Origin of the sequence: Isoptericola jiangsuensis, assembly GCF_048320105.1 — a bacterium.
Lineage (GTDB): Bacteria > Actinomycetota > Actinomycetes > Actinomycetales > Cellulomonadaceae > Isoptericola > Isoptericola jiangsuensis_A.
Genome location: NZ_CP182942.1, coordinates 2,514,676 through 2,540,585, shown reverse-complemented (window position 1 = coordinate 2,540,585; position 25,910 = coordinate 2,514,676). Strand labels below are relative to the sequence as shown.

General features: G+C 74.7%; 18 protein-coding genes and 1 pseudogene. 10 read left to right on the top strand and 9 right to left on the bottom strand.

Annotated features, from left to right (window positions below; translation table 11 throughout):
* Positions 1-411: 411 nt before the first annotated feature.
* A complete protein-coding gene (locus ACNHYB_RS11810) occupies positions 412-1,980 on the top strand; it encodes a threonine aldolase family protein (RefSeq protein WP_418275534.1) in 1,569 nt (522 codons plus the stop codon).
* A gap of 178 nt (positions 1,981-2,158) precedes the next feature.
* On the opposite strand, the gene ACNHYB_RS11805 is transcribed toward ACNHYB_RS11810, so the two are convergent.
* On the bottom strand, positions 2,159-3,115 hold the full coding sequence (locus ACNHYB_RS11805; RefSeq protein WP_418275533.1) for a hypothetical protein: 957 nt from the start codon (positions 3,113-3,115) through the stop codon (positions 2,159-2,161).
* A 297-nt stretch (positions 3,116-3,412) separates the two neighbouring features.
* Between ACNHYB_RS11805 and ACNHYB_RS11800 the strand changes: the two genes are divergently transcribed.
* Both ACNHYB_RS11800 and ACNHYB_RS11795 read left to right on the top strand, forming a co-directional pair.
* Complete coding sequence (locus ACNHYB_RS11800; RefSeq protein ID WP_418275532.1) at positions 3,413-3,862, top strand: SRPBCC family protein; 450 nt, start codon at positions 3,413-3,415, stop codon at positions 3,860-3,862.
* Positions 3,862-5,106 (top strand): glycoside hydrolase family 3 N-terminal domain-containing protein, encoded by a 1,245-nt coding sequence (locus tag ACNHYB_RS11795; protein ID WP_418275531.1) that lies wholly within the window; start codon positions 3,862-3,864, stop codon positions 5,104-5,106. Before ACNHYB_RS11800 ends, ACNHYB_RS11795 begins: the two co-directional genes overlap by 1 nt.
* 216 nt (positions 5,107-5,322) lie before the next feature.
* Here the strand turns inward: ACNHYB_RS11795 and ACNHYB_RS11790 are convergent, their stop codons facing one another.
* Positions 5,323-6,483, bottom strand: a complete 1,161-nt coding sequence (locus tag ACNHYB_RS11790; RefSeq protein WP_418275530.1) for a winged helix DNA-binding domain-containing protein — start codon at positions 6,481-6,483, stop codon at positions 5,323-5,325.
* A gap of 192 nt (positions 6,484-6,675) precedes the next feature.
* Positions 6,676-8,205 (bottom strand): alpha-N-arabinofuranosidase, encoded by a 1,530-nt coding sequence (locus ACNHYB_RS11785; protein WP_418275529.1) that lies wholly within the window; start codon positions 8,203-8,205, stop codon positions 6,676-6,678.
* 79 nt (positions 8,206-8,284) lie between these two features.
* Here ACNHYB_RS11785 and ACNHYB_RS11780 point away from each other — a divergent pair, with 79 nt between their 5' ends.
* On the top strand, positions 8,285-9,286 hold the full coding sequence (locus tag ACNHYB_RS11780) for a LacI family DNA-binding transcriptional regulator (RefSeq protein ID WP_418278037.1): 1,002 nt from the start codon (positions 8,285-8,287) through the stop codon (positions 9,284-9,286).
* Positions 9,287-9,299: 13 nt separating this feature from the next.
* On the opposite strand, the gene ACNHYB_RS11775 is transcribed toward ACNHYB_RS11780, so the two are convergent.
* The 3 genes from ACNHYB_RS11775 to ACNHYB_RS11765 form a co-directional block, all read right to left on the bottom strand.
* Entirely contained in the window at positions 9,300-9,677 is a 378-nt protein-coding gene (locus tag ACNHYB_RS11775; RefSeq protein ID WP_418275528.1) for an STAS domain-containing protein, read from the bottom strand.
* A 133-nt stretch (positions 9,678-9,810) separates the two neighbouring features.
* On the bottom strand, positions 9,811-10,302 hold the full coding sequence (locus tag ACNHYB_RS11770) for an aminoacyl-tRNA deacylase (protein WP_418275527.1): 492 nt from the start codon (positions 10,300-10,302) through the stop codon (positions 9,811-9,813).
* Positions 10,303-10,354: 52 nt separating this feature from the next.
* Entirely contained in the window at positions 10,355-12,589 is a 2,235-nt protein-coding gene (locus ACNHYB_RS11765; protein ID WP_418275526.1) for a M15 family metallopeptidase, read from the bottom strand.
* 167 nt (positions 12,590-12,756) lie between these two features.
* Between ACNHYB_RS11765 and ACNHYB_RS11760 the strand changes: the two genes are divergently transcribed.
* The 4 genes from ACNHYB_RS11760 (at position 12,757) to ACNHYB_RS11745 (ending at position 16,167) form a co-directional block, all read left to right on the top strand.
* Positions 12,757-13,548 carry a LamB/YcsF family protein gene (locus ACNHYB_RS11760; RefSeq protein ID WP_418275525.1) on the top strand — a complete coding sequence of 264 codons (792 nt, stop codon included), beginning with the start codon at positions 12,757-12,759 and terminating at the stop codon, positions 13,546-13,548.
* Between the two features lie 10 nt (positions 13,549-13,558).
* Positions 13,559-15,220 carry a 5-oxoprolinase/urea amidolyase family protein gene (locus ACNHYB_RS11755; protein WP_418275524.1) on the top strand — a complete coding sequence of 554 codons (1,662 nt, stop codon included), beginning with the start codon at positions 13,559-13,561 and terminating at the stop codon, positions 15,218-15,220.
* Positions 15,221-15,321: 101 nt separating this feature from the next.
* A complete protein-coding gene (locus tag ACNHYB_RS11750) occupies positions 15,322-15,798 on the top strand; it encodes a hypothetical protein (RefSeq protein ID WP_418275523.1) in 477 nt (158 codons plus the stop codon).
* Between the two features lie 90 nt (positions 15,799-15,888).
* Positions 15,889-16,167, top strand: coding sequence for a YrhK family protein (locus ACNHYB_RS11745; RefSeq protein ID WP_418275522.1), 279 nt, complete (start codon positions 15,889-15,891; stop codon positions 16,165-16,167).
* A gap of 28 nt (positions 16,168-16,195) precedes the next feature.
* Here the strand turns inward: ACNHYB_RS11745 and ACNHYB_RS11740 are convergent, their stop codons facing one another.
* Positions 16,196-17,086, bottom strand: coding sequence for a siderophore-interacting protein (locus ACNHYB_RS11740; protein WP_418275521.1), 891 nt, complete (start codon positions 17,084-17,086; stop codon positions 16,196-16,198).
* Between the two features lie 77 nt (positions 17,087-17,163).
* On the opposite strand from ACNHYB_RS11740, the gene ACNHYB_RS11735 reads away from it, so the two are divergent.
* Positions 17,164-17,706, top strand: coding sequence for a hypothetical protein (locus ACNHYB_RS11735; protein ID WP_418275520.1), 543 nt, complete (start codon positions 17,164-17,166; stop codon positions 17,704-17,706).
* Between the two features lie 71 nt (positions 17,707-17,777).
* On the opposite strand, the pseudogene ACNHYB_RS11730 reads toward ACNHYB_RS11735, so the two are convergent.
* Positions 17,778-19,279 (bottom strand): annotated as a pseudogene (locus ACNHYB_RS11730) (phytoene desaturase family protein).
* A gap of 76 nt (positions 19,280-19,355) precedes the next feature.
* Between ACNHYB_RS11730 and hrpA the strand changes: the two are divergent.
* A complete protein-coding gene (hrpA, locus tag ACNHYB_RS11725) occupies positions 19,356-23,921 on the top strand; it encodes an ATP-dependent RNA helicase HrpA (RefSeq protein ID WP_418275519.1) in 4,566 nt (1,521 codons plus the stop codon).
* An 18-nt stretch (positions 23,922-23,939) separates the two neighbouring features.
* Here hrpA and ACNHYB_RS11720 read toward each other — a convergent pair whose 3' ends face one another.
* A complete protein-coding gene (locus tag ACNHYB_RS11720; protein ID WP_418275518.1) occupies positions 23,940-25,829 on the bottom strand; it encodes a DUF2264 domain-containing protein in 1,890 nt (629 codons plus the stop codon).
* Positions 25,830-25,910: the final 81 nt, after the last annotated feature.

The following is a 25,910-nucleotide window of genomic DNA, read 5'->3' as shown; positions in this document are numbered from 1 at the left end:
CCGGGACGACGACAGGTCGCCGGGCGCGGTCTGCGCCCGACGTCGGGTAGGGGTCTGCGCGACGACACCCGCCCTCGAGGTTATGACGCTCGAGGCTTCGTCGCCGTTCCTAGCACCGTGCTGTGGTGTTCGCGACACCACCGTGCCAGGTCGTCACAGGATCCGCCGACCCGCCACACAACCTAGCCGTTGCTGGTCGTGCCGGCGGTTGCTGGTCATGGCTGGTCGTTGCTGGTCATGGCTGGTCGTTGCTGGTCATGGCTGGTCGTTGCTGGTCGTGGCGGTGGTGGTGGCCGCTGCGTCGTCGGCGTCGGGGGCGTCGTCGGCGTCGGTGGTGTCGGGGGTGTCGTCGGCGTCGGCGTCGGCGTCGCCGAAGCCGAAGCCGGAGCCGCCCGACCGTACGCTGGTGAGGTGCCCGAGACGCCCCCGCCGTTCGTCCCCTTCGCCTCCGACAACTACGCCGGCACGCACCCCGAGGTCCTGGCGGCCGTCATGGCCGCGAACGAGGGGTTCGCCGTCGCCTACGGGGACGACCCGTGGACCGCGCGGCTCGGCACCCGCGTCGAGGAGGTCTTCGGCGCCGGAGCGCGCGCCTTCCCCGTCGTCAACGGCACCGGCGCGAACGTCGTGTCGCTCATGGCGCTGTCCGAACGGTGGGGCGGAGTCGTCACCTCCGACGTCGCGCACGTCAACACCGACGAGAACGGCGCCCCCGAACGGGTCGGCGGGCTGAAGATGCTGCCCTGCCCCTCCGACGACGGGCGCATCGCACCGTTCCACGTGGAACGGTGGGCGCGGCAGCGGCACGACGTGCATCGCGCGCACCCCGGGGTGCTCTCCCTGACGCAGTCCACCGAGCTCGGCACGGTCTACTCCCTCGACGCCCTGCGGGACCTCGTCGACACCGCGCACGGCCTGGGGATGGCCGTGCACCTGGACGGGTCACGGCTGGCGAACGCCGCGGTCGCACTCGGCTGCTCGCTGCGCGCGCTCACCACGGACGTCGGGATCGACGTCGTCTCCCTCGGCGCGGCCAAGATCGGCGGCATGCTCGGCGAGGCCGTCGTCGTCCTCGGGCCCGACGCCGCCCCCTCCTTCCCCGGTTCGGGTTACGACGGCGCCGCGTCGCGCCGGGGCGCCGCCGCGGCCGTGCCGTACGTCCGCAAGGCGACGATGCAGCTGGCCTCCAAGGCGCGGTTCGTCTCCGCCCAGCTGCTGGCGCTGCTCGGCGACCCCGGCGAACCGGTGCACGACGGCGCCCCGTCCTGGGCCGGGTCCGGTGCAGGCGGGTTCGGGTCGGGAAGTGGCGACGCCGGGTTTGGTGCTGCCGTCGGCTCGTCGCCGCCCGCCGCCGACTCGCGGGAGACCCTGGACGTGGCGCTGGGCGGGCACGCGGGGCTCGCCGTCGGGCCGCCCCTGTGGCACCGTACGGCGGTCCACGCCAACGCGATGGCAGCGCGCCTGCACGCCGGACTGGCCGACGCCGGGCTGATCGCCGCCGGTCCGGTCGGGTCCGACGACGCACCAGGCCACCTGGACACGACCGCCTCGGGCGGCGCGGAGGTTCTGCAGGCAGACGGCCGCCGGACGGACGACACCGAAGACCTGCAGACGGGCAGCCGCCGGGTCGACAGCACTGGAGTTCCGCAGGCGGGCAGCCGCCGGGTCGACAGCACCGGAGTTCCGCAGGCGGGCAGCCGCCGGACGGACGGCGCAGCGGACGCAGGCGTGCAGCCCGCAGGAGCGGCGCCGTCGTACCCGGTGCGCATCACGCGGCCGGTGGAGGCCAACGCCGTCTTCGCGACCCTGCCCCGCGGGGCCGCCGACCGGCTGCGCGTGCGGTCGCGGTTCTACGACTGGGGCCCCGGTGAGACGCCGGACCGCGTCGAGGCTCGCTGGATGTGCTCGTGGGACACCCCGCCGGAGGCGGTGGACGCGTTCGTGGCGGCGCTCGCCGCCGATCTGCACGGCACTCACTGATCTGGTCGGCAGTTCGTGATCTGGTCGGCAGTCGCGACTGCCGAGCAGAACACGAACTGCCTCGCAGATCCCCAGGCAGCTGCCGCGAGTGAGGGTCAGCAACCGCGCAGTCACCCAGCCGCGCAACCGCGCAGTCACCCAGCCGCGCAGCCACCCAGCCACCCAGCAGTCGCGCGGATCACGCGCGCGTCGGCCACGGGAGCAGCGGATCGACCCGCGACGACCGCACCACGTCCGCACCGAACTGCTGGAGCAGCAACCGGGTGGCCCGCTGCGGGTCGACGCCGTCGCGCGCCGTGAGGCGCAGCGGGCGGACCCCCGTCGTGGCGGTGATCGCATCCTCACGCACCTTGTCCTCGAAGCGCACGCGGTCGGCGTCGTACCCCCGCCCGAACGCGCCGTCGGTGTACTTGACCCGCCCGTCGAACTCGACCAGCACGCGATGCTCCGGCCAACCGAGGTCGACCCGGTAGAGCGTGTGCGGTGTCTGGACCGGCAGCTGCGTGACGGCAGGCGGCAGCCCGGCGCGCAGAGCGAGGTAGCGGGCCCAGGTCTCCCACGCCGACTCCGCTCCTCCGTCGGCGGCCGCCAGCACCCGCCGCGCCCGTGCGGTGCCGTTGCGACGGCGGGGCTCGGCGAGCAGCGCGAGCGCCCGACCACGGTCCATGCCAGCGCGCAGCGCCCAGTCCGCCACGACGAGCGCGTCCAGCGGCGGCAACGTCAGCGCGCAGTCGACGACCGTCGTCAGCAGATCGGTCGCGGGCAGGTCCTGGAGCAGGCGCTCGTGCGTCGGCAGACCGGTGTGCCGGGCGACGTCGGGGGCCGACCGACCGCTCGGCCGCGACCGCACCCGGACGTGCACCCGGTCCGGTGCCCGCCACAGGGGCGCACCCCACAGCAGCGCGGCCGTCTCGTGGCTGAAGACGTGCCGGCTCCGCAGTTGGCGGTGCACCGCCGTGGCCCGGGCCAGCGCGAGACGGGTCGCCGCCGTCGGACCCGATGCGTGGGTGCCGTCCGCAGGAACGGGCCGGTAAGCGCCCCGGCGGACACGTTCCAGCGCGCCGTCACGCCGGGCACGGCGCAGCTCGGCAGGGTCTCGCTCGTGGGCGAGGACCAGCTCGTCGGACGTCGTCATGGCGTGAACCCTGGCGCGCGTGGAACGAGTCCCGCCGGCCCGTGAGGGCGACCTGTGGACGACGGTCACCTGTGGACGGGCCGACGACGGCGCTCCCCGCCGATCTGGTCGGCAGTCCGTGATCTGTTCGGCACTTGCGACTGCCGAACAGATCACGGACTGCCGACCAGATCAGGAACTGCCGCGCCCACCGGCGGGTGCCACCGGCGGGTGCCACGGTTGGGCCGCCCGGCGGGTGCGCGCTACGGTCGTGAAGCACCGTCGACGTGGCGGTGCGGCGCGAGGCAAGGAGCAGCCATGACCCACGACGACACCGCCCGGCACACGGCCACGGCCTCCACCCACGTCGCCGAGCCGCCGGCCCGGGTGTGGGCCGAGCTGCTGCACCCGGGCGCCCGCTGGATGCTCGGCGCGAACATCGAGACCGACTTCCGCCCCGGCAGCCCCATCACGTTCGAGGGGCACTTCTTCGGTCGCCACTTCGAGGACCGGGGCACCGTCATCGCCGTCGAACGGTCGCGGCTGCTGCACTTCACGCACTACTCGCCGCTCAGCGAGCTCCCGGACACCCCGGAGAACCATCACGAGATCCGCATCGAGCTGACGGCCGACGACGGCGGGACGACGGTCCGGGTCACGCAGTCCAACATCGACACCGCCGAGCACGCCGCCCGCTCGGAGCAGCACTGGTGCGAGGCCCTGGCGTCGCTCGCCCACCGCGACGGCCCGCCCACGGCCGGCCGCTGATGCCCCGGCCCCGAGGCGCATCCACCCCGTTCGCCGGCACGGCCGTCCTGCTGGGGGCCCTGCTGCTCGCGGCGTGCACCGCTCCCGGCGGGTCGCCCTCGGGGACCTTGCCCGATGCCGGCACCCCCGGCACCCGGACCCCCGGCACCCCGTCGCCCAGCGCCCCGACGCCGGAGCCGTCCGGCTCGCCGTCGCCCGCGCCGTCCTCCCCCAGCCCCACGCTGCAGGACGTGCTCGACTCCATGAGCCTGGAGGAGAAGGTCGGACAGCTCCTCGTCGTGGGCGCGCCGGTCTTGGACGGCGAGTCCGGGGACGCGACCCGCACCGCCCTGCGGGATCACCATGCGGGCGGCATCTTCCTGCACGGCCGCAGCGAGGCGGGGGCGGACGCGGTGCGCGACCTCGTGGACGGCTATGTGGCGGACGCCCCGGGCGACACCGAGCTCCTGGTCGCCACGGACCAGGAGGGCGGCTTCGTCCAGGTCCTGCAGGGCCCCGGCTTCTCGGAGATCCCGCGCGCCACGGTCCAGGCCGACTGGTCGCGGGACCGGCTGGAGCGGGAGGCGACCACCTGGGCCTCCGAGCTCGCGGACGTCGGCGTGAACCTCAACCTGGCGCCCGTGATGGACCTCGTGCCGCCGGACAACCAGACGGCGAACGAACCCATCGGGTACTACTCGCGCAACTACGGCAACACGGCGGACCAGGTCGTGGAGTCGGCGACGGCGTTCTCGGCGGGCATGCAGGCGTCGGGCGTCGAGCCGGTGATCAAGCACTTCCCGGGTCTGGGGTACGTCACGCAGAACACGGACACCTCCGGCAACGTCGTCGACGACACCGTGACCGCGGACTCCGCCTCGGTGGACGTCTTCGCCCAGGGGATCGACGCCGGGGCGAGGTTCGTCATGGTGTCCAACGCGGTCTACGCGAAGATCGACCCGGACGTGCCGGCACCCTTCTCCGAGAAGGTCGTCGACGGCCTGCTGCGCGACGACCTGGGCTTCGACGGCGTGATCATCACCGACGACGTCTCGGCCGCCGCCGCCGTGCAGTACCTGTCCCCGGCGGAACGCGCGGTCGACGCGATCGACGCGGGTGTCGACGTGGTGCTCGCGTCCGCCGATCCCGCCGTCGTGCCCGCCATGGCGGACGCCATCGCCGAGCGAGCCCGCGACGACGCGGAGTTCGCCCAGCGGGTCGACGAGTCGGCGAGCCGCGTCCTGGCAGCCAAGGCCGACCTGTAGCGACCGGCGCCGCAGCCCCAGCGCCGCAGCCCCAGCCCCAGCCCCAGCCCCAGCGCCAGCGCCAGCGCCAGCGCCCCAACGCCCCGGCGCCCCAGCGCGAACGATCCGCACAGCCGGTCAGCCGGCCCCATCAACCGATCAGCACAGCCGACCAGCCCGGCCGACCAGCCCGGCCGACCAGGCCGGCCCACCAGCCGAGCCGATCAGCACAGCCCGTCAGCCCGCCGTGCCCGCGAGGTAGGCGGACAGCTCGGTGCCGGCACGCTCGACGGCGGCGAGGTCCGCCGGTGACGGCTCGCGCTGCCACTGCAGCTCCGGGCCGACTCCGTCGGGCAGCGCCCGTCCCGGCCAGCGCCAGCGCGCGGCGAGGCGGTCCTCGACGAGCACGGCGTGGACGAACGCCCCGACCCGGTCGGGCTGCGGCGCCCGGGGGTCGTCGAGGACGCCACGAGTCTCGCGGTAGGAGGCGAGCAGCTCGTCGTAGGCGCACAGCAGGTCGGCACCGCTGCCCGACGGCGCGCCGGCCTGCGGCACCGGCGGGGTCGCGCCGGACGCCTGGGCGGCGTCGTGCACCTCCGGTGTCGTGACGAGGGTGAGCCCGTCCAGCTGGCCGCTGCCCGGCACCTCGACCGCCTCCCCGGTGTCGAGGAGGACGGCCAGGCCGGACCGCAGCTCGGTGAGGGTGAGCCCGGACCACTGCGCGACGTCCTTGACGGCGGCGTACGCACGCGCGGGCAGGTAGCGACGCCACAGCTCGACGACGGCGGTCGCGCGGTCGAACACCGACCCGAGCGGTCCGTACCCCGGCGTCGCCCGGGTGTCGAAGGGTGCGTAGGTGTGCCGTCCGTCGGCGCGGGGACCGCTGACGACGAGCCGCTGCAGCTCGGCGTGCATGAGCACGTGGGTGAGCAGGATCCCAGGGGCGTCGGGCGCGAGCACACCCTGGTCGGTGAGGGTGTGCGCGAGCTGGTCGCGGGTGCGGGGTCCGTGCTCGACCTCGGCGACGACGGCGTCGATCGCCGCCGCCGGGTCGCCGAGCCCCCAGGACTTCTCGGTGGTCGACATGAGGCGCTCCACCCGGGGCGCGGTGAGCTCGACGAGCCAGCGTGCGTCGTCGGGCAGCACGAGGTGCCAGGTGGGGCGCAGCACGTGGGTGCGCAGGACGTTGCCGTCGTCGAGCGGGACGAGCGTCGCGGCCTCACCCGTCCGGGCGGCGGGTCGCAGCCGGCGGTTCAGCCCCCAGAACGTGGGGCGCAGCTCCTGCCCCTGGACGGCCAGCAGGTGCCCGACGGCGGTGGTGACGTCGGGCAGGCCGGGTTCGCGCAGGTGCTGCGCGCGCAGGCGGGCGCTGCGGACCGTGGTGGCATCGACGCTCATAGAGCCACCCTGCCACCGGGGCCCGACGCCCCGCCCCCGTCGACCGGCCGTCGACCGCCCCGTCGACCGGCCGCCGGCGCCTGTCGCCATGTCGCCCGACCCCGACGCCGCGGCTCCTCGGCGACCGACCGGTGGCGCCTGCGGAACCGCGACGACGGAGGGGAAGGGGCGCGTCGGGTGGAACGGGGCGGGTCAGGCGAGGTCGAGCGACACCGTCGCGTACGAGTGCGCCGGCAGCGTCACCTCGAGGCCGAGTTCGTGCGGACGCACCGACTCCAGCGCGACGGGCGCGACGGCGTCGGGCGCGTCCGGCGTGTTGTGCGCCGCGGTGTCCGCCGCCGTCAGCACCGTGGCGGTGTGGCCGGTGACCTCGCGGCCACGCAGGTCGAGCACGACGGTGCGCTCGGCATCGGCGTCGAGGTTGCTGAGCGAGACCAGGGCCGTGTCGCCCTTGACCGACGCGGACGCCGAGACGAGCGCCAGCTCGCCCCCGTCGACCTCGCGCGACGGCACGCCGCGCAGGTGCACGTCGAGGGCGTCGGCGTCGTGGTGGGGCGTGTTCATCGCGAACACGTGGAAGCTCGGCGTCCTCACCAGCGCGCCGGACTCGGGGTCGGTGAGCAGCATCGCCTGGAGCACGTTGACCGTCTGGGCGATGTTCGCCATGACGACACGGTCGGCGTGGCGGTGGAACGCGTCGAAGTGCACCGACGCCACCAGGGCGTCGCGCAGGGTGTTCTGCTGGTACAGGAACCCGGGGTTGGTGCCGGGTTCGACGTTCCACCAGGTGCCCCACTCGTCCACGACCAGGCCGACGCGCTTGGCGGGGTCGTAGCGGTCCATGACCTGGCCGTGCCGGGTGAGCAGGTGCTCCATGAAGGAGGCCTTCTTCAGCGCCAGGTACCACTCGTCGGCGCTGAACTCGGTGGCCGCGCCCTTGTCCTGCCAGGTGCCGGTGAACGTGTAGTAGTGCAGGGAGACTCCCTGGAACGGTGCTGCCGGGGCGGCGGCGTCCGCGGGGGCGTCGAGCGGCCCGAAGGACTGCATGAGCACCTCGGTCCAGTGCAGGTCGCCGTCCGAGGCGCCCGCGGCGATGCGGTAGACGTCGTTGCCGGCGTGGTTGCGCACGTAGGTGGAGTACTGGCGGGCGAGCGAGGCGAACTGCTCGACGCGCAGGTTGCCTCCGCATCCCCAGGCCTCGTTGCCGATGCCGAAGAACGGCACCTTCCAGGGCTCGTCGCGGCCGTTCTCGCGGCGCAGGGCCGCCATCGGGGAGTCGTCGGCGCGAGTGAGGTACTCGATCCACTCGCTCATCTCCGCCACCGAGCCGGAGCCGACGTTGCCGGACACGTAGGCGTCGGTGCCCAGCATCTCGACGAGGTCCATGAACTCGTGGGTGCCGAACGAGTTGTCCTCGACGACGTCGCCCCAGTGGGAGTTGACCATGCGGGGGCGCGTCTCGCGCGGGCCGATGCCGTCGCGCCAGTGGTAGTCGTCGGCGAAGCAGCCGCCGGGCCAGCGCAGGTTGGGGATGTCCAGCTCGCGCAAGGCCTCGACGACGTCGAGGCGGATGCCGCGCTCGTTCGGGACGTCGGAGTCCTCGCCGACGTAGAAGCCCCCGTAGATGCAGCGGCCGAGGTGCTCGGCGAAGTGGCCGTAGACGTGCCGGGAGATGCGGGGTCCGGGCAGGTCGAGGTCGATGACGGCGGTGGTCTGTTCCATGGGCGCGAGTTTAACGATAAAATCGCGGCGGACGGAAGAGCGGCGAAGGACCAGTACGGTGACCGGTGTGAGACCGACCATGAGCGACGTGGCCCGAGCCGCCGGCGTCTCCGCCATGACCGTGTCCAACGCGCTCACCGGCCGCCGACCGGTCAGCGCGGCCACGCGCGAACGCGTCGAGGCCGCCGCGGCCGCCCTCGGCTACGAGCTCAACCTCACCGCCCGGCACCTGCGCGCCGGACGCACCGACACCGTCGCCCTCGTCGTCCCGCACTTCGACCACCCCTACTTCGGCGAGCTCGCCGCCCGCATCGCCCGGATCCTCGAACCGCAGGGCCGCCACCTCGTCGTCGAGCAGACGGGCGCCAGCCGCGAGGGCGAGCTCGCCGCCGTCTCCCAGACGCGCTGGCAGCTCTACGACGGCGTCCTGCTGTCGGTCGTCGGGATGTCGGGCGCGGACCTCGACGCCCTGCAGACGTCGGCACCCCTGGTGCTCCTCGGCGAGCAGGACATGCCCACCCGCTACGACCACGTCCGCATGGACAACGTCGTCGGGGCCCGCCTCGCCACCGCCCACCTGCTGGCCACCGGGTCGCAGCACGTCGCGATCGTCGGCGGCACCACGCCGTCCCCCGCCGCCGGGATGATGCCCGCCCGCACCGCCGGCTGGACCGAGGCGCACACCGCCGCGGGGCTGCGACCCGCCGCCGGCCTCGTGGCCCCCGCACCGAGCGCCGACCTCGCCGCCGGACGCGACGCGGTACGCCGCCTGGTGCACGACGGCGTGCGGTTCGACGGGATCTTCGCCGTCACGGACACGCTCGCCACGGGAGCGCTCGCCGGCCTCGCCGAAGCGGGTCTGCGCGTGCCCGACGACGTCCAGGTCGTCGGCTTCGACAACCTCGCGGCGTCAGAGTTCACCGTGCCCGCACTGACGACTGTCGACCCGGGTCACGACCGAATGGCCGCAGCCGCCCTGCGGCTGCTGGACCGCCTCGCGGACCCCGCCGACGACGGGGAGCCCGAGCAGGTCGTCGTCCCGGCACGGCTCGTGCACCGTGCCACGACGCGCGCGGACTGACCTGCCGACGCTGTCAGGCGCCCGCCGTCTGCTCCTCGCGCACCACCGGGATCCTGTCCCCCATACCGATCATCTCCAGGACCTCCGTCACCGCCTCGGACGGCTCGAGGAGCTGCACGGGCGCCCCGGACTCCTGACCCAGCATGTACACCTGCAGGATGAAGGCGACCCCGGAGGAGTCGAGGAACGTGACGTCCCGGGAGTCGATCACGATCGGCGTCGTGCCGGACCGGGAGACGACCGCCGACATCGCGTCGCTCGCCGACTCGCGCAGCGCAGCGTCCACCTCACCCCACAGCGTGAGGTAGGTGCCGTCCTCCTGGTGCTGGCAGGCGATGCCCGACCCTGCATCAGGGTCGGGCTCGAGCTCCGTGGTGCGGTCGATGTCCATCGGGGTCGATGCTCCAATTGTGCCGTCGGCGGCCTGAGGGCCGCCGACACCCCCCAGCACGGCAGCCAATGAACGAGTGTTCCCCCTCGCGGCGTTTCGTCCAGTGGGACGCGGCGTTCGCGAGGGTGTGACCTCACCCGGTGCTCACACCGGGGTCGGTGACGTCGGCGACCTGTGCCCCGAGCACGCGGACCAGGTCGTCCGCGTCCAGCGAGGCGGCCACCCCGTGCCCTCCGGCACCGATCGACACCGTGCCCGTGCCGGGGACCCGGGAGTCCACCACCACCGGCCACGCGGTGACTGCGCCGAAGGGCGTGATCGTCCCCCGCTCGTACCCGGTCACGGCGCGCGCGACGTCGGCGTCCGGCATCGACAGCCGGTTCACGCCGAGCAGGGCGCGCAGCCTGGGCCAGGAGATCGTCCGGTCCCCCGGGACCAGGACGAACAGGAAGTCGTCGTCCCCGCGGCGGACCACCAGCGACTTGACGATCTGGTGAGGCGACAGTCCCCGCGCCGCGGCGGCCTCGTCCAGGGACGCGACCGGGCCGTGGCTCGTGATGCTGAACGCGGCCCCGCTGGCCTCGAGCCCCCGGCGCGCACGTTCCTGGGTCCGGGTGTCGGTCATGGGCCGGTGCGCTCCGGACGAACGCCCTCGGGACCGAGAGCCGAGCTCCTGCTCACTGGTCGCGCTGCTCCTCGTCGTCGTCGCCGTCCTTGGGGGACGTCGCGAGGGACTTGCCCTGGGCCGACGGCGACGGCTCCGGCGTCGGATCGGTCGGCGGTGCCGAGGTCTGCGGGGCCGGCTCGGTCGGCGTCGACGAGGGCGTCGGGCTCGGCTCGGTCGACGGCGACGGCGACGGCGACGGTGTCGGGGACGCCGTCGGTGTCGGGCTGGGCTTGACCGACGGCGAGGGCGTGGGCGTGGGGTCCGGCTTCGGCGTCGTGGTGGGCTTCGGGGACGGCGACGGGCTGGGCTTGGCCGACGGCTTCGGAGACGGTTCGGGCTCCTTCGAGCCCTTGTCCTTGGCGTCCTCGCCCTGGGAGCCCTTGTCCTTCGGGTCCTTGTCCTTCGGGTTCTTCGTCGAGCCGCCCTTGTCCTTCGGGTCCTTGTCCTTCGCGTCGCCCTGGTCCCGGGCGTCGTCGGACGACCCGCCGGACCCGCCGACGGTCGCGACGTCCTCGACGGACACCGCCCGGTCGGGGATCGGGCCGGCGGCGAAGAACTCGAAGTGCCAGGGCTCGGGCTTGCGCCCGTCGGGACGCGCCCACACCGGGTTGTCCCAGCCGTAGTCCGGGCCGTGGACCCGCAGCCACGCGTACTCCGCGGACGTCCCCCCGGAGATCGGCGTGGACAGGTCCAGCGCGAGACCCCACCCGTGGTTCGACGTGCCGGGGACTGCGGCCAGGGTCGGCTTCGCGGCCCGGACGGCGACCTGCGCGTCGTAGGAGCGGTAGGAGTCGGTGATCGGGATGTCGGTGCCGAACTGCTCGCGGTAGGCCTCGTTGAGCGCCTCGAGCTGGGCCGCCGCGTCGCAGCGCAGCATGTGCCACGTGGCCCACGGCACGGTGCAGAGCACCGATGCCGGGATGCGGCCGTTGCTGTACCCGATCGTGGACGCGGCGTGCTGGTCGACCATCGCCTGCAGCGAGGCCGCGAGCCCGGACCGCGCCAGGTCGAGCGGGATGCCGTCCGCGGTGACGGGGACGCCGTCGTCGGAGACGTAGGTGCCGTCCGGGAGGCGGGTGACGGCCGGTTGCACGTCGACGACGACGGACGCGGACATCGGGTCGAGGAGGCTGGCGAGGTAGGTGGCCGCGACGACGACGTCGTCGAACGTCACCGGCCCGTCCTCGTGCTCGTGCTCGTGCTCCGCCTCGTCGCCGGTCGCGTGCTCCGCCTCGTCCTGCGGGGCGGGCGCGACGCCGGAGGTCGGCTCGGGCGCCGTCGGCGTCGGAGCGGGTGTCGGTGTGGGCGCGGCCCCCGGTTCCGTCGCGACGTCGGGCGCGGGCGCCTCGGCGGCCTCGGGGTCGACGTCCGGGTCGGTCGTGACGTCCGGGTCGACCGTCCGGTTGACCCGGACCGCCGCACCGGCGGCGGACTCCGGGGCGGTGGCGGGCGCCGGCAGCAGGCGGTCGACCGGGTCGAGCACGCCCGACGCGGCCGGGGCGACCTTCGAGGTCGTCGTACCCGCCCCGGCGGTGGGCGTCGCGGCGACCTCGCCCGACGGCGGGACCTCCTCGGACGGCGGAGGGGTCGGGGCGGCCGACGGCGGTCGGATCGTCACCTCGGGCGTCGTGTCCGGCTCGTCGCCGACGGCGGGGTCCTCCGGGTCGGTGCCGGCGCCCTGCCCGGCACCGTCCGCGATGCCGTCCTCGAGACCGCCCCCGGTGCCGTCCTCGGCCTCATCGGGTGCCGCGTCCTCAGCGGGAGCGGCCGCGTCGGCCGGTGGCGCGGCGTCGACGCGCGGGTCGACGAGAGCGTCCTGCTGCGCCACGTAGGTCAGCAGCAGCGAGCCGAGCCCGGCGGCAGCCTGCTGGACGTCGGGGCCCATCTCGACGCCGTGCTCGACGGCGGCGAGCTCGGCCCGCTCGATGACGTCGAGCACCTGGTCGATCGTCTGCGGGCCGCTCGGCGACGCACCGCCGACCACCAGGCCGGCTCTCTCGGCGTCGTCGGCCACGGGTGCGGTGAAGTCGGGGTGCGTCGCGAAGTCGTTCCAGGGCAGAGCCGTCGCGGAGACGGTCATGAACCCGGCGGTCAGCGCGAGGGTCAGGAGGCCGGCGCCGGCGGTGTGCCACCGCGTGGCGACCCGGTGCCGGGGTGGTTCGACGGGCTCGACGGCACTCCGCGGAGAAGCCGCGACGACGTCGTCGTCACGGCGTTCGCGGTCATCGCTGTCGTCGACCGTCACGTGGAACCTTTCCCCGAGCTTCGGTGCTGGTCGGGCGCATCGTTGCACACCTCGGCGTCGCCTCACACAACTGTGCGTGAACTGCTCGCCGGACGCCAGTCGTGCACCGGGCGAAACCGCCTCGCGAGCGCCGCTGCGAGCACCTCTCGAGCGGGCAGACTGGACCAATGAACGCCTCACCTGCGGGCACGCCGCACACCGTCGACCTCAACAGCGACCTGGGTGAAGGTTTCGGACGCTGGCAGCTCGGCGACGATGTCCACATGCTGGACATCGTCACCAGCGCGAACGTCGCCTGCGGCTTCCACGCGGGCGACGCCGCGACGATGCGCCGAACCGTCCGCGCCGCCGTCGCGCGGGGCGTCGTCATCGGGGCGCACGTCGCCTACAACGACCTGGCGGGATTCGGACGCCGCGCGATGGAGGTCCCCGCCGACGAGCTGCGGGCCGACGTCGTCTACCAGCTGGGCGCGCTGCAGGCGATCGCCGCGGCCGAGGGAGGTCGGGTGGCGTACGTGAAGCCGCACGGGGCGCTGTACAACCGAGCGGCGGTGGACGAGCGGGTGGCGCGGGACGTCGCGGTGGCCATCGCCGACGTGGACGCGACGCTGACGATGCTGGGCCTGCCCGGCAGCGCCGCGCTCGACGCGGCCCGCGAGGCAGGGCTGCCGACGGCCGCGGAGGCCTTCGCCGACCGCGCCTACTCCCCCGCCGGGACGCTGGTGCCGCGCAGCGAACCCGGTGCGGTGCTCGACGACCCGGACGTCGTGGCCGCGCGCATGCTGCGGCTGGTCACCGAGGGGATGGTCACGGCGGTCGACGGCAGCGACGTGCGGGTCGCGGCCGACTCGGTGTGCGTGCACGGGGACACCCCGGGGGCGGTCGGGACGGCGGCACGCGTGCGCGACGTGCTGGCCGCGGCCGGAGTCGACCTGCGACCCTTCGCCGGGCGCGGGTGACGGGCCCGTGATGAGCCCCGTGCCGCGTCCCGTGCCGACGCCCTCGGCCCTGTCGGTGCGCACGGCGCGCGACGACGTGCTGCTCGTCGAGGTCCCGGACCTCGACGCGGCCGTGCGGCTGCACCGCTCGCTGCGCGCGGATCCGGTCCCGGGCACCCTCGAGTCGGTCCAGGGCGCGCGGACGGTGCTGGTGCGGTTCGACCCGGTCGCGATCCACCGTGCCGCACTGACCGCGGCCCTGCGGGCGCGCGCGGTGACGCCGTCGGCGTCGGTGCACGAGGGCGGCGTCGTCGAGGTGCCGACGGTGTACGACGGCGAGGACCTGCCCGACGTCGCACGCCTGCTGGGGTGCAGCGTCGAAGAGGTGGTGCGGCGGCACGCCGCGGCGTCGTGGACGGTGGCGTTCATGGGGTTCGCTCCCGGGTTCGGCTACCTCGTGGGTGACGACCCGGGCCTGGCGGTGCCCCGGCGCGAGTCGCCGCGCACCCGGGTCCCGCAGGGGTCGGTGGCGCTGGCCGGGGAGTACGCGGGGGTGTATCCCCGCGAGGGTCCGGGCGGCTGGCAGCTCCTGGGGCGCACGGAGGTGGTGCTCTGGGACCTGGGTCGCGAGCGCCCGGCCCGGTGGGCGCCGGGTGATCGGGTGCGGTTCGTGGCGGAGCGGGCCTCGGTCTGGACTTCGTTCGGCAGTTCGAGCTTCGTTCGGCAGTTCGGACTGCCGAACGAAGCTCGAACTGCCGAACGAAGCCACCAGGGATCGGCCGTCGATGTGGTCGACGCCGGGCTGCAGTCCCTCGTGCAGGACCTCGGCCGCGCGGGGCGGACGGACCTCGGCGTCACCCCGTCGGGCGCCTTCGACCCGCGCAGCCTGCGCGCCGCCCGCCGCGCCGTCGGCGACCGCGCGGACGCCGCCGTCGTCGAGACGCTCGGCGGGCTGCGGGTCCGCGCCCACGGTCACCTGGTCGTCGCGGTCGCGGGGGCACCCTGCGACCTCACCGTGCACCCCGCCGACGGCGGTGCGGCCCGTCGTCCGACGGCGGCCAGGCCGGTGGCGCTGGCGGCCGGCGACGAGCTCGTCGTCGGGCATCCGAGCCGGGGTCTGCGCGCCTACCTGGCCGTGCGTGGCGGGCTCCTCGCCGAGCCCGTGCTCGGCTCCCGCTCCACGGACGTCCTGGGGCGGCTGGGACCGGCACCCCTGGCGGCCGGCGACAGGATCGGCGTCGGACCGGCGCCCGGCGACGCCGTGGCCACCACCGACACGGGCGCACCCGACCCCGACCTCCTGCCCGCCGCAGGCGAGGTGGTGCACCTTCCGGTCGTCGTCGGACCCCGCGACGACTGGTTCACGCCCGCCGCCCTGGACACCATGCTCGGTCAGGCGTGGGAGGTCACCGCACGGTCGGACCGGGTGGGGCTGCGGCTCGCCGGCGCACCGCTGGAGCGCACGGCGGCCGCCACCGGACGCGAGCTGCCGAGCGAGGGCTGCGTCACCGGGTCGCTGCAGGTCCCCCCGGACGGACGGCCCGTCGTCCTCGGCCCGGACCACCCCGTCACCGGGGGCTACCCCGTGGTCGGTGCCGTCGCCCACACCCACCTGTGGATGCTCGGCCAGCTCCCGCCCGGCGCCCACGTCCGGTTCCACCGCGCCACCGAGCAGCGACGCCGTCCCGGGTGACGACGCCGTGCCGGGGCGAGCATGATCCTGGCGCACGATCTCCACAGTTCTGTGACGAGGGACATCGTCCGAACGTGCACGGACGGGGCAGAATGGCGGCCATGACGTCGATGACGACCGCCTCCAAGGGCCGCGGCAACCCCTCCCGCTTCGCCGCAGCCAGCCTGCTCGCCCTGGCGATGATGCTCACGGGCTGTGCCACCGGGGTCGACGTCGAGCAGTTCATCGCCGACGCGCAGAGCCAGGCGGAGGCGATCGAGGAGGACATCAACGAGCTCTCCGAGCAGGTCACCGACGTCCCCGCCGAGCTGCAGGGCCAGGTGACCGACGCGGTCGCCTCCGCCCAGGCCGCGACCGACGAGGCCCGCACCGCGCTCGACCAGGCCGCGTCCGCCGAGGACGGCGCCGTCGTCGCGCTGGAGGACGCGCAGGTGGCGCTGGAGGCCGCGAGCGCCGAGGTCAGGCACGTCACCGAGCAGGCCCGCGAGAACGGTGCCGACGAGGTCGCCGACCTGCTCGCCCAGCTGCAGGAGCAGATCGACGGTCTGCGCGGCGAGACCGAGGACGCCGCCGGCTGACCGGCCGAGCGGGGGCGTCGAGCGCTCGTCGGGGGGCCTGTCGGTCGGCGGCTGTTGCGCGTCGCCGACGTTGCCCCGAAGGTGGACGGCATGCCCGACGACCCGCCCCTGCACCTCCAGGTCGGCCACGACGAGATCGTCGTGCGCGACCGCTACGAGTCGGCGAGCATCGCCAACGACATCCTGATCGGCCTCTGGTTCGTGGTGGGCAGCGCGCTGTTCTTCAGCTCGTCCACGGAGACCGCCGGCACGGTGCTCTTCCTGATCGGGAGCGTGCAGATGCTCCTGCGCCCCGGGATCCGCCTGGCCCGGCGGGTCCACCTGCGGCGGATCGGGCACGCGCACGCCGAGACGGCCCGCGACTTCTAGCCGTTGGTGGCGGCCGCGCAGGTCGGGCTCAGGTGGGGTCGTTCGGGTCCAGGGGTGCGTCCGGGTCGAGGTTGACGGTGCCGCGCCGCCAGTACCCCGCGACGGTCGACAGGTCGGGGCCCACCCCGAGGCCGCGCAGGTGCCGGCGCAGGGGCACCAGCTCGCCCGCCTCACCGAGCGCGACGACGTACTCGTCGTCGTCGGGCGTCCCGAGCGAGCGCACCGCCTCGGCCAGCTGTCCGGGCCCGTCGGACCGGTAGAGGATCTCGACGTCGGCCCCGGCGAGCTCGGCCTCCACCACGTCCTCGTCGGTGTCGTCGCCGATCTCCACGATCGCGGTCACGCGCACCCCCGGTCCGACGGCGGCGCTCCAGCGGGCCGCGGCCGGCAGTCCCGTCTCGTCGACGGCGAGGGTGAGACGGCCGATGCCCGCCGGGACGGCGCGGCTCGTGCCGGGGCCGACGAGCACCACCTCGTCCCCCTCGCGCGCGGCGGCCGCCCACGCCGACGCCGGACCGTCGCCTGCGTGCAGCACCCAGTCGACGTCGACCTCGCCCGCGCCGTCCACGGTGCGGGTGGCGCGGACCGTCATCTCCCGCGAGATCGACACGCCACCCGCGGGGCGCTGGATGCCGCCGTCGGGCGCGAGCGTGGGGGCGTGCAGCACGCCCGTGGCCGGGTCCGGCAGGAACACCTTCACGTGGTCGTCGGGGCCCGGGGCGTGCAGGGCGGCCACGGACGACGCCGCGGCCCCGGTCGTCCCACCGGAACCGGTCACGCCATCCGCACCGGACGCGCCGTCGGCACCGGGGGCGTCACGGAAGGTGGTGCGCACCATCGAGCCGGTGAGGCGGCGGACGGCGTGCACGCGCACACGACGGGGGACGAGGTCGAACGTGGTGACGGGTCGGGCGAACATCCTTCGATTCTGGTCCATCCGGCGGGCTCCCGCGGAGGGTCCTGGTGCTCGGAGCGTCGATCCGCGACACTGGCCGGGTGAGCGATCCCTACCAGACCCCGGACCCCTCCTCGACGCCCCCGGGCAACCCGACCGGGAGCGGGCAGCAGCCCACGGACGGCTACGGGGAGGCGGGGTACGGCTACGGCCCGCCCGCGGACCAGCAGGCGTCCGCGCCGCAGACGCCCGGCCAGCAGGTGCCGGGCCAGCAGCCGCCGGCGCCTCAGGGCTACCCCCAGCAGGGCTACCCGCAGCAGGCCTACCCCCAGCAGGCCTACCCCCAGCAGGCCTACCCCCAGCAGGGCTACCCGCCGTACGTCCCGGAGATCCCCGGCCGCACGATGGGGATCGTCGGCTTCATCCTCGCGTTCCTCGTGCCGCCGGCCGGGATCGTGGTGTCCGCGATCGCCCTGTCCCAGTCCAAGAAGGCCGGTGCGCCCAACGCGCTCGGCACCTGGGGCCTGTGGCTGTCGATCGCCTTCACCGTGGTCGGCGTGCTCGTCGTCGTCGCCTGGTTCGGGCTCGTGCTGTCGATGTTCGCGACGACGACCGCGGTCACGTCGACGATCCCCACCACCTGACCCTCGACACCTGACCCCCACCGCCTCACCTCCGGCCCCTCACCTCCGGCCCTCACCCTCGGCGCACCGGCTCAGAGCGCCGGGACCCGCACGCCGAAGACGTCCCGGGCGGCACGTCGCGCGGCGTGCCAGCCCGCCATGCCGTGCACGCCGGGTCCGGGCGGGGTGGACGCCGAGCACAGGTAGACGCCCCCGGCCTGCCGGTACGGGTCTGCGGCGGCGGTCGGCCGGGCGATCATCCGCCACAGGCTGGTGCGACCCCCGGCGATGTCGCCGTCGACCAGGCTGGGGTTGTGGTCGACCAGCCGGGCTGCGGGCGTGCAGCGTGCGGCGACGACGACGTCCCGCACGCCGGGTGCGAAGCGTTCCAGCTGGGTCAGGACGTCCTCGGTGACGTCGCGCGTGGATCCGGTCGGGACGTGGGCGTACGTCCACAACGGGCGAAGCCCCCGACCTCGCGCGACGGGTCGACGACGGTCGGGTCGCTGACCAGGCACATCGGCGCCTCCGCGTGGCGCCCCGCGGCCACGGCGGCCTCGGCACGGGCCATCGCGGACCGGGTGCCCCCGACGTGCACCGTCCCCGCACGCCCCACCTCGGGGTCGCTCCACGGCACCGGGCCGTCCAGCACCAGGTCGACCTTCGCCGCCCCGTTCCCGGCCGGGAACCGGGACAGTCGCCGCGCTCGCGCGGGGGTCAGGGCGTCGGCCAGCACGTCGACCAGCGTCCGGGCGGGGGTGTCGAACAGGTACGTCCGGGCGGAGGGCAGGTCGTGCCGGGTGTGCACGGGGTGGTCGGTGACGACGGTGCCGCCGTGCGCCTCGAGGTCCGCGACCAGTGCCGCCGTGACCGCCCCGGAGCCTCCGCGCGGGATCGGCCACCCGCCGGTGCGGGGCACGGCATGGGGCACGGCGTGGGGCACGGCGTGGGGCACGGCGTGGCCGAGCGCGCCGAGCAGCAGCGCCGTGCCGGCCGACGTGAGCGAAGGCAACGGCGCGATCGAGTGCGCGGCGACCCCGGTGAGCAGGGCGGCGGCCTCCTCGGTGCGGAACCGGGCCCCCCACGCCGGCGACCCCTGTTCGAGCATGCCCGCCAGGAACCGGAGGGCGCCCGCCGGGCCCCCGGCGCCCAGCAGCCCCGGCGGGACGGACCTCTTGTCGCCCGTCGCGATCGCCACGACGGCCTCCCAGCGGGTGGCCAGGCGGCCCAGCAGCGCCCGCCAGGCGGGGCCGTCGACTCCGAGCCGGTCGGTCGTGGCGTCCAGGTCGCGGTAGGCGACGCCCGCGGGCCGGTCGAGCAGCGGCTGCGCGTAGGAGACGGCCGGGGTGAGCAGCTCCACGCCGTGCGCCGCCAGGTCCAGAGCACGGAAGAACGGCGACGCCCACGCCATCGGGTGCACCGCCGAGCAGAGGTCGTGGACGATCCCGGGAGCGAGCCCCAGGTCGACCGTGCGCGCCCCGCCGCCCGCGGTGGGCCGGGCCTCGAGCACCGTCACCGAGAGCCCGACGCGCGCCAGGGTCACCGCGGCGGCCAGCCCGTTCGGGCCGGAGCCGACGACGACGACGTCCAGCATGTGCGCCTCCGGTTCGGCGTGGGTAGCCCGAGGGTAGGCGCAAAGGGTTTGCATCGTCTTGCGAGAATGGGAGGTCGTGAGCACCGAGCAGTCCTCCACCCCGCGCCCCGCCGACGACGGCGGGCAGCGAGGCGACGGCACCGAGCACCGGTCCCGCGGTGCGCGACGCGGCCGGAACCGGAACCGGAACCAGCGACGTCAGGACGGCGCGCCCCGCCCGGCCCGGGTGAGCCGCGAACAGCTCGACCGGGCCGCCGCGGCGCGGGCCGCCGTCGTCGTCCCTCCCATCACCTACCCGGAACAGCTCCCCGTCTCGGCACGGCGGGACGACATCGCCGCCGCGATCCGCGACCACCAGGTCGTCGTCGTCGCCGGGGAGACCGGCTCGGGCAAGACGACGCAGCTGCCCAAGATCCTGCTCGACCTCGGGCGCGGCCGCGCCGGCCAGATCGGGCACACGCAGCCCCGCCGGATCGCGGCGCGCTCTGTCGCCGACCGCATCAACGAGGAGATCAACGAAGCCCGGCCGCAGCCCCTGGGCGGCGTCGTCGGCTACCAGGTGCGGTTCACCGACACGTCCGGCGCGGACACCCTCGTCAAGGTGATGACGGACGGCATCCTGCTCGCCCAGATCCAGCGCGACCCCGACCTGCTCGCCTACGACACGATCATCATCGACGAGGCGCACGAGCGGTCCCTCAACATCGACTTCCTGCTCGGCTACCTGTCCCGCCTGCTGCCGCGCCGCCCCGACCTCAAGCTCGTCATCACCTCCGCGACCATCGACTCCGCCCGGTTCGCGGCCCACTTCTCCCCCGCGCACCTCGCCGAGGTCGGCGGCGCCCCGCAAGCCGTGGTCGACGTCCTGCCCGACGCCGCACCCGTCGTCGAGGTCTCCGGGCGCACCTTCCCCGTCGAGATCCGCTACCGCCCCCTGACCCCCGACCACGACCCCGCCGCCCCCGCCAGGAAGAAGGGGGAGGACAAGGACCTGGTCACCGGCATCGTCGAGGCCTGCGACGAGCTCATGCGCGAAGGGCCCGGCGACATCCTCGTGTTCCTGTCCGGGGAGCGCGAGATCCACGACGCCGCCGACGCCCTCGAAGGACACCTCAAGGAGCGGGTGCGCGACCCTCGGCACCCACAGCACGTCGAGATCCTCCCGCTCTACTCCCGGTTGTCCGCGGCCGAGCAGCACCGCGTCTTCCAGTCGCACCCCGGACGGCGGATCGTGCTGTCCACGAACGTCGCCGAGACGTCCCTGACCGTGCCCGGCATCCACTACGTCGTCGACCCCGGCACCGCCCGGATCTCCCGCTACTCCAAGGCGACGAAGGTGCAGCGGCTCCCCATCGAGCCCGTCAGCCAGGCCTCGGCGAACCAGCGCTCCGGCCGGTCCGGCCGTGTCGCCGACGGCGTCGCGATCCGCCTCTACTCCGCCGAGGACTTCGAGGGACGTCCCGAGTTCACCGAGCCGGAGATCCTGCGCACCTCGCTCGCCTCGGTGCTGCTGCAGATGATCTCCGTCGGCGTCGTCACCACGCCCGACGACGTCGCGAAGTTCCCGTTCGTCGAGCCCCCGGACACCCGGGCCGTGCGCGACGGCGTCCAGCTCCTCACCGAGCTCGGTGCCCTGCGCGTCCACGACGGTGCCGCCCGCCTCACCGACGTGGGACGCACCCTCGCGCGCCTGCCCATGGACCCCCGCCTCGCCCGCATGGTCATCGAGGGGTCCCGCCACGGCGTCGCCCACGAGGTCGCGATCATCGCCGCGGCGCTGTCCATCCAGGACCCCCGCGAACGTCCCGCCGAGTCGCGCGAGCAGGCCGACCAGCTCCACCGCCGTTTCACCGACCCGACGTCGGACTTCCTCACGTACCTCAACCTCTGGGAGTACCTGCGCGACCAGCAGCACCAGATGGGGTCGTCGGCGTTCCGCCGCCTGTGCCGCAGCGAGCACATCAACTTCCTGCGCGTGCGCGAGTGGCAGGACGTGGTCGCGCAGCTCCGTCAGATGGCGAAGCAGCTCGACATCGACATCGCCCACCGTCCCCGATCCGGTGCCGCGGGGCCGGCAGACGTCGGGCCGGCCTCCACCGCCGACGCCGACCCGAACGGCGCCGCACCCGCTGCCGAGGCCGAGGGGGCGGCACAGGACTGGCGGCGCGTGTGGGACGGCGACACCGTGCACCGGGCGCTGCTCGCGGGCATGCTGTCGCAGATCGGCATGCAGGACTCCGGGGAGATCAAGGCGTCCTCGGTGGCGCACCTGCGCGGCGAGGCCCGCGCGCGGGCCCTGCGCCAGGCCGCCAAGCGCGCCCGCAACGAGTACGTGGGCGCCCGGGGTGCGCGCTTCGCGATCTTCCCCGGTTCCCCGCTGAGCAAGAAGCCGCCGGAGTGGATCATGGCGGGCGAGCTGGTCGAGACGTCGCGGCTGTGGGCTCGCGACGTCGCGCGGATCAAGCCGGAGTGGGCGGAGTCGCTCGCGGGCGACCTGGCGAAGCGCACCTACTCCGACCCGCACTGGTCCACCCGGCAGGGCGCCGCGATGGCGACGGAGAAGGTGCTGCTCTACGGCGTCCCCGTCGTCGCCGACCGGCCGGTGCTGTTCGCGAAGGTCGACCCGGAGGCCGCGCGCGAGATGTTCGTGCGCCACGCCCTCGTCGAGGGCAGGTGGACCACGCACCACCGGTTCTTCGCCGAGAACCGGCGCCTCCTCGCCGAGGCGGAGGAGCTCGAGGCGCGGTCCCGTCAGCGCGGCCTGGTGGCGTCGGAGGACGACCTGTTCGCCTTCTACGACGAACGGGTCCCGGCGTCCGTGGTCAGCGCCCGCCACTTCGACACCTGGTGGAAGGCGGCGCAGCGCGACGACCCGGACCTGATGACGCTCACGCTCGACCAGCTCGTCGACACCGCGGCGGTCGACACCTCCGAGTTCCCGGAGTCGTGGACGCAGGGCGAGGTGACGCTGCCGCTGACCTACCAGTTCCAGCCCGGGTCGGACGCCGACGGCGTCACCGTGCACGTGCCCCTGTCCATCCTCAACCGGGTCGCGCCCGACGGGTTCGACTGGATGGTGCCCGGGCTGCTGGACGAGCTCTGCGTCGCCACGATCCGCTCCCTGCCGAAGGCGGTGCGGCGCGAGCTCGTGCCCGCGCCCGACGTCGGCGCGGCGGTCGCGTCCTGGCTGCGGGAGAACACGCCCTCGTGGGAGGACATGACACGTGCAGGGGACATGGCCTCCCCGTTCCACGTCGAGTTCACGCGCGCCGTGCGCGCGCTGCGCGACGTCGTCATCGACGACGACGTGTGGGACGCCGAACGGGTCGAGCGCCTGCCCGCGCACCTGCGCGTGACGTTTCGCGTGGAGGACGCCGCACCCGCGGCGGAGGACCGGCGGCGACCCTCCGGCGGCAAGCGGAAGCGTGCGCCGCAGCCGGCCCGGCCGGTGCCGCTCGACGAGTCGAAGGACCTGCTCTCGCTGCAGAAGCGCCTCGCCCCTCAGGCGGAGGCCGCGGTGCGGGCCGCGGTCAAGGGTGCGGTGGGGGTCGCGTTGGAGGAGGCGCGGGCTTCGGCCGGTGCCGGCGGCCCGGGGGCCGGGGTGGCGGGTGCACCGTCGGGCACCGGGACGTCGACGTTGGCGGATGTCGGCGCGACACCCGCCAACGCCGACAGCATCCCCACGACGGTGAGGGAGGAGGAGGGGCTGACGACGTGGCCCTCCTCGGTGGCGGACGGCGTGCTGCCCCGCGCGGTGTCGACCGACCTCGGGGGCGGCGTCGTCGTGCGCGGGTACCCGGCGCTGGTCGAGGAGCGGGCGGCGAAGGGCTCGGGCGCAGCCCCGACGGTCGCGCTGCGGGTCCTGGCCGACGTCGCGGAGCAGGACGTCGCGCACGCGCGCGGTGTGCGGCGGCTGCTGCTGGGCGAGGCCGCGCTGGCGACCGGGCGGATCACGTCGCGGTGGACGGCGAAGCAGTCGCTGACGCTCGCTGCCGCGCCGTACAGGACGACAGATGCCCTGGTGACGGACCTCCAGCTCGCGGCGGTCAACGCGCTGACCAGCCCGGACGCGGAGAAGGCGCCGGGGACGCCGACGGGCGGGCCGGTGGCTGTACAGATTCGCGATGCCGATTCGTACGTCGAGGCGCTGGCCTTCGTGCGTCGCCACCTGGAGGACGAGGTGCACCGCGTCGTCGGGCACGTCGTCGCCGCGCTGACCGCCTGGCGCACGGTCGAGGGCGAGGTGCGCGCGTCGTCGTCCCTGGCACTGCTCAACACGCTGCAGGACGCCCGTGACCACGTCGCAGGGCTCGTGCACGCCGACTTCGTGTCCGCGACCCCGCCCCGGCGCGTGCCGCACCTGGTGCGCTACCTGCGGGCGGCGTCGTACCGGCTGGAGAAGGCGAGCACGAATCCGGCCCGCGACGGGGAGCTGGCGTGGCGGATGCAGGACGTGACCGCCGCGTACGAACGGGCGCGCGCCGCCTACGCCGCGGGTGCCGCCGACCCCGCCCGTGCGGCCGAGCTCGCCGAGGTGCGCTGGCTGATCGAGGAGCTGCGCGTCTCGCTGTTCGCCCAGCAGCTCGGCACCGACGGCACCGTCAGCGAGAAACGGATCCGCAAGGTGCTCGGCGGCTGGTGAACCCCTGGACCGGCCCGGTCACCGCCGCGGCCGGGCGGCGTCCGGACCGGCGAGCGCGAGCGTGTCCGGCACGCGCGACCCGACGCCGTCGGGCCAGCGGACGACGGCGTCCCCGCCGTCGGTCGTCAGCCGCGCCGCCTGCTCGGGCCCGGCCACGTCCCTGCGCAGGGTGAGCAGGACGGCCAGCCAGGTGCCCGCCTCCACGGGAGCGTGCAGCACGGGGACCCGGGAGACGTCGCCGAGGGGGCTCGCCCCGGTGCGGCGCACCGTGGACGCCGTCCACCGCCCGGCGAGCGGTGTGAGCGTCGACGTCAGGTCGTCGCCGGTCACGACCGGCCAGCCCGCGACACGCAGCGCGGCGGGCGCCGCGTCGCGGGCGACCTCGTCGACCCGCACGCACCGCACCTCCCACGGGCCGCGCACCAGCGACACCACGGTGAGCAGGCCGGCCTCCACGGCGGTCCCGCGGCGACCGTGGCCGTGGTCCTGCTGGCCGGGATCCGGGTCGAGCCAGTGCGCCCGGGCCCGCGAGGCCGCCACGCCGACGCCGTCGACGAGGCAGGGCGCACGGAGCGTCTCGAAGCCGGTCCGGTGGGTGGTGCGTCCCGCGCGGTCCACGAGGGTGACGGACTGCTCGGCGGGCGAGTCCCAGCTCGCGTCGTCGAGCCACGGGCTGGTCGCGGTGGAGTACCCGAGCCTCGCGTACAGCGGCGAGTCGCCCACCCGGGATCCCGGCACGGCGTGGTCGGTGCCGTGGTTGACCACGCGGACGACGCCGTCGTCCCGGGTGCCGCTGACGATCCAGCCCGGCGCGGCGACGGTGCGCAGCACGTCGCCCTGCTCGACCGGCAGTGGTGCGGGCGGCTCCGTCCAGACCGGATGATCGGCGGGCAGCGCGAGGCCCAGCATCCCCTTGGACGCCCAGTAGGGCGAGCCCGACCCGGAGTACGCCTGCGCGATGCGGGGCCAGGAGCGGTGCCAGCCGAGGGTGAGCAGCCCGTCGTCGTCGGGCGCACCGTGGGCTGCGAAGTGCCCGACGACGGCGGACGCCGCCGAGCGCAGCAGGCCCGGCGGGTGCGAGGGCACCTCGGCCATCGCCCCGACCCAGAACGGCGCGGCAGCCGCGAAGCGGTAGGCGAGCGAACGGCCCTGCAGCAGCGGCGACCCGTCGCCGCCGACGAGCGCCAGCGCGTCGGCGAGGAACCGGTCGAGCGTCGCGACGTCGCGCTCCCGGCGACCCGCCGCGAGGTCGGCGGCGCCGGTCATGCGCGCCCACAGGGTGGGGTAGAGGTGCAGGGCCCAGCCGTTGTAGTGGTCGAAGGCCCGTTCGGCGCCGTCGGCCATCCAGCCGTCGGCGCGGGCGAACGTGTCGTGGGTGGCGAGGTCGGCGCGCATCTCGTCGAGCGAGTGGGGCCCGCCGACGCCGCGCAGGAACGTCTGCACCACGAGGCGGAACCACACCCAGTTGATGCGCGGGTAGGTGTCGTCGCCGACGGCGTCGGCGAGGTGGTCGACCACCTGTTCCTGGACGAGCGGGTCGAGCCGGTCCCAGAGCCAGGGGCGCGTGAGGTCGAGGACCAGGGCGATCGAGGCCGCCTCGACCTTGGCCTGGCCGTGCTCGGACAGGCGCACCCAGCGTTCCGACGACGTCGGGTCGGTGCCGGTCGCGAGTCCGGCGGCGTACCGCTCGGCGTACCCGTGCGGGTCCGCGCCGCGCTCGCCCGCGAGCCGGAAGCCGGCCAGCAGGAACGTGCGGGCGAAGCCCTCGAGGCCCGCGATCTCGCGGCTGTTGGCGCCCGTCGGCCCGGGCAGGGTGATCAGTGCGCCGCCGGGCGAGGCGAACGGTGCCACGGCCGCGAGCATGTGGTCGGCGTGGGCGGCCCAGCGGTCGCGGTCCCAGTCGTGCACGCACGTCCCCTTCGTCGTCGTCCCGCGTATTGAATCGATACAGCCGCCTGTCGTCAACTGCGGTAGCGTCACGCGCAGCCA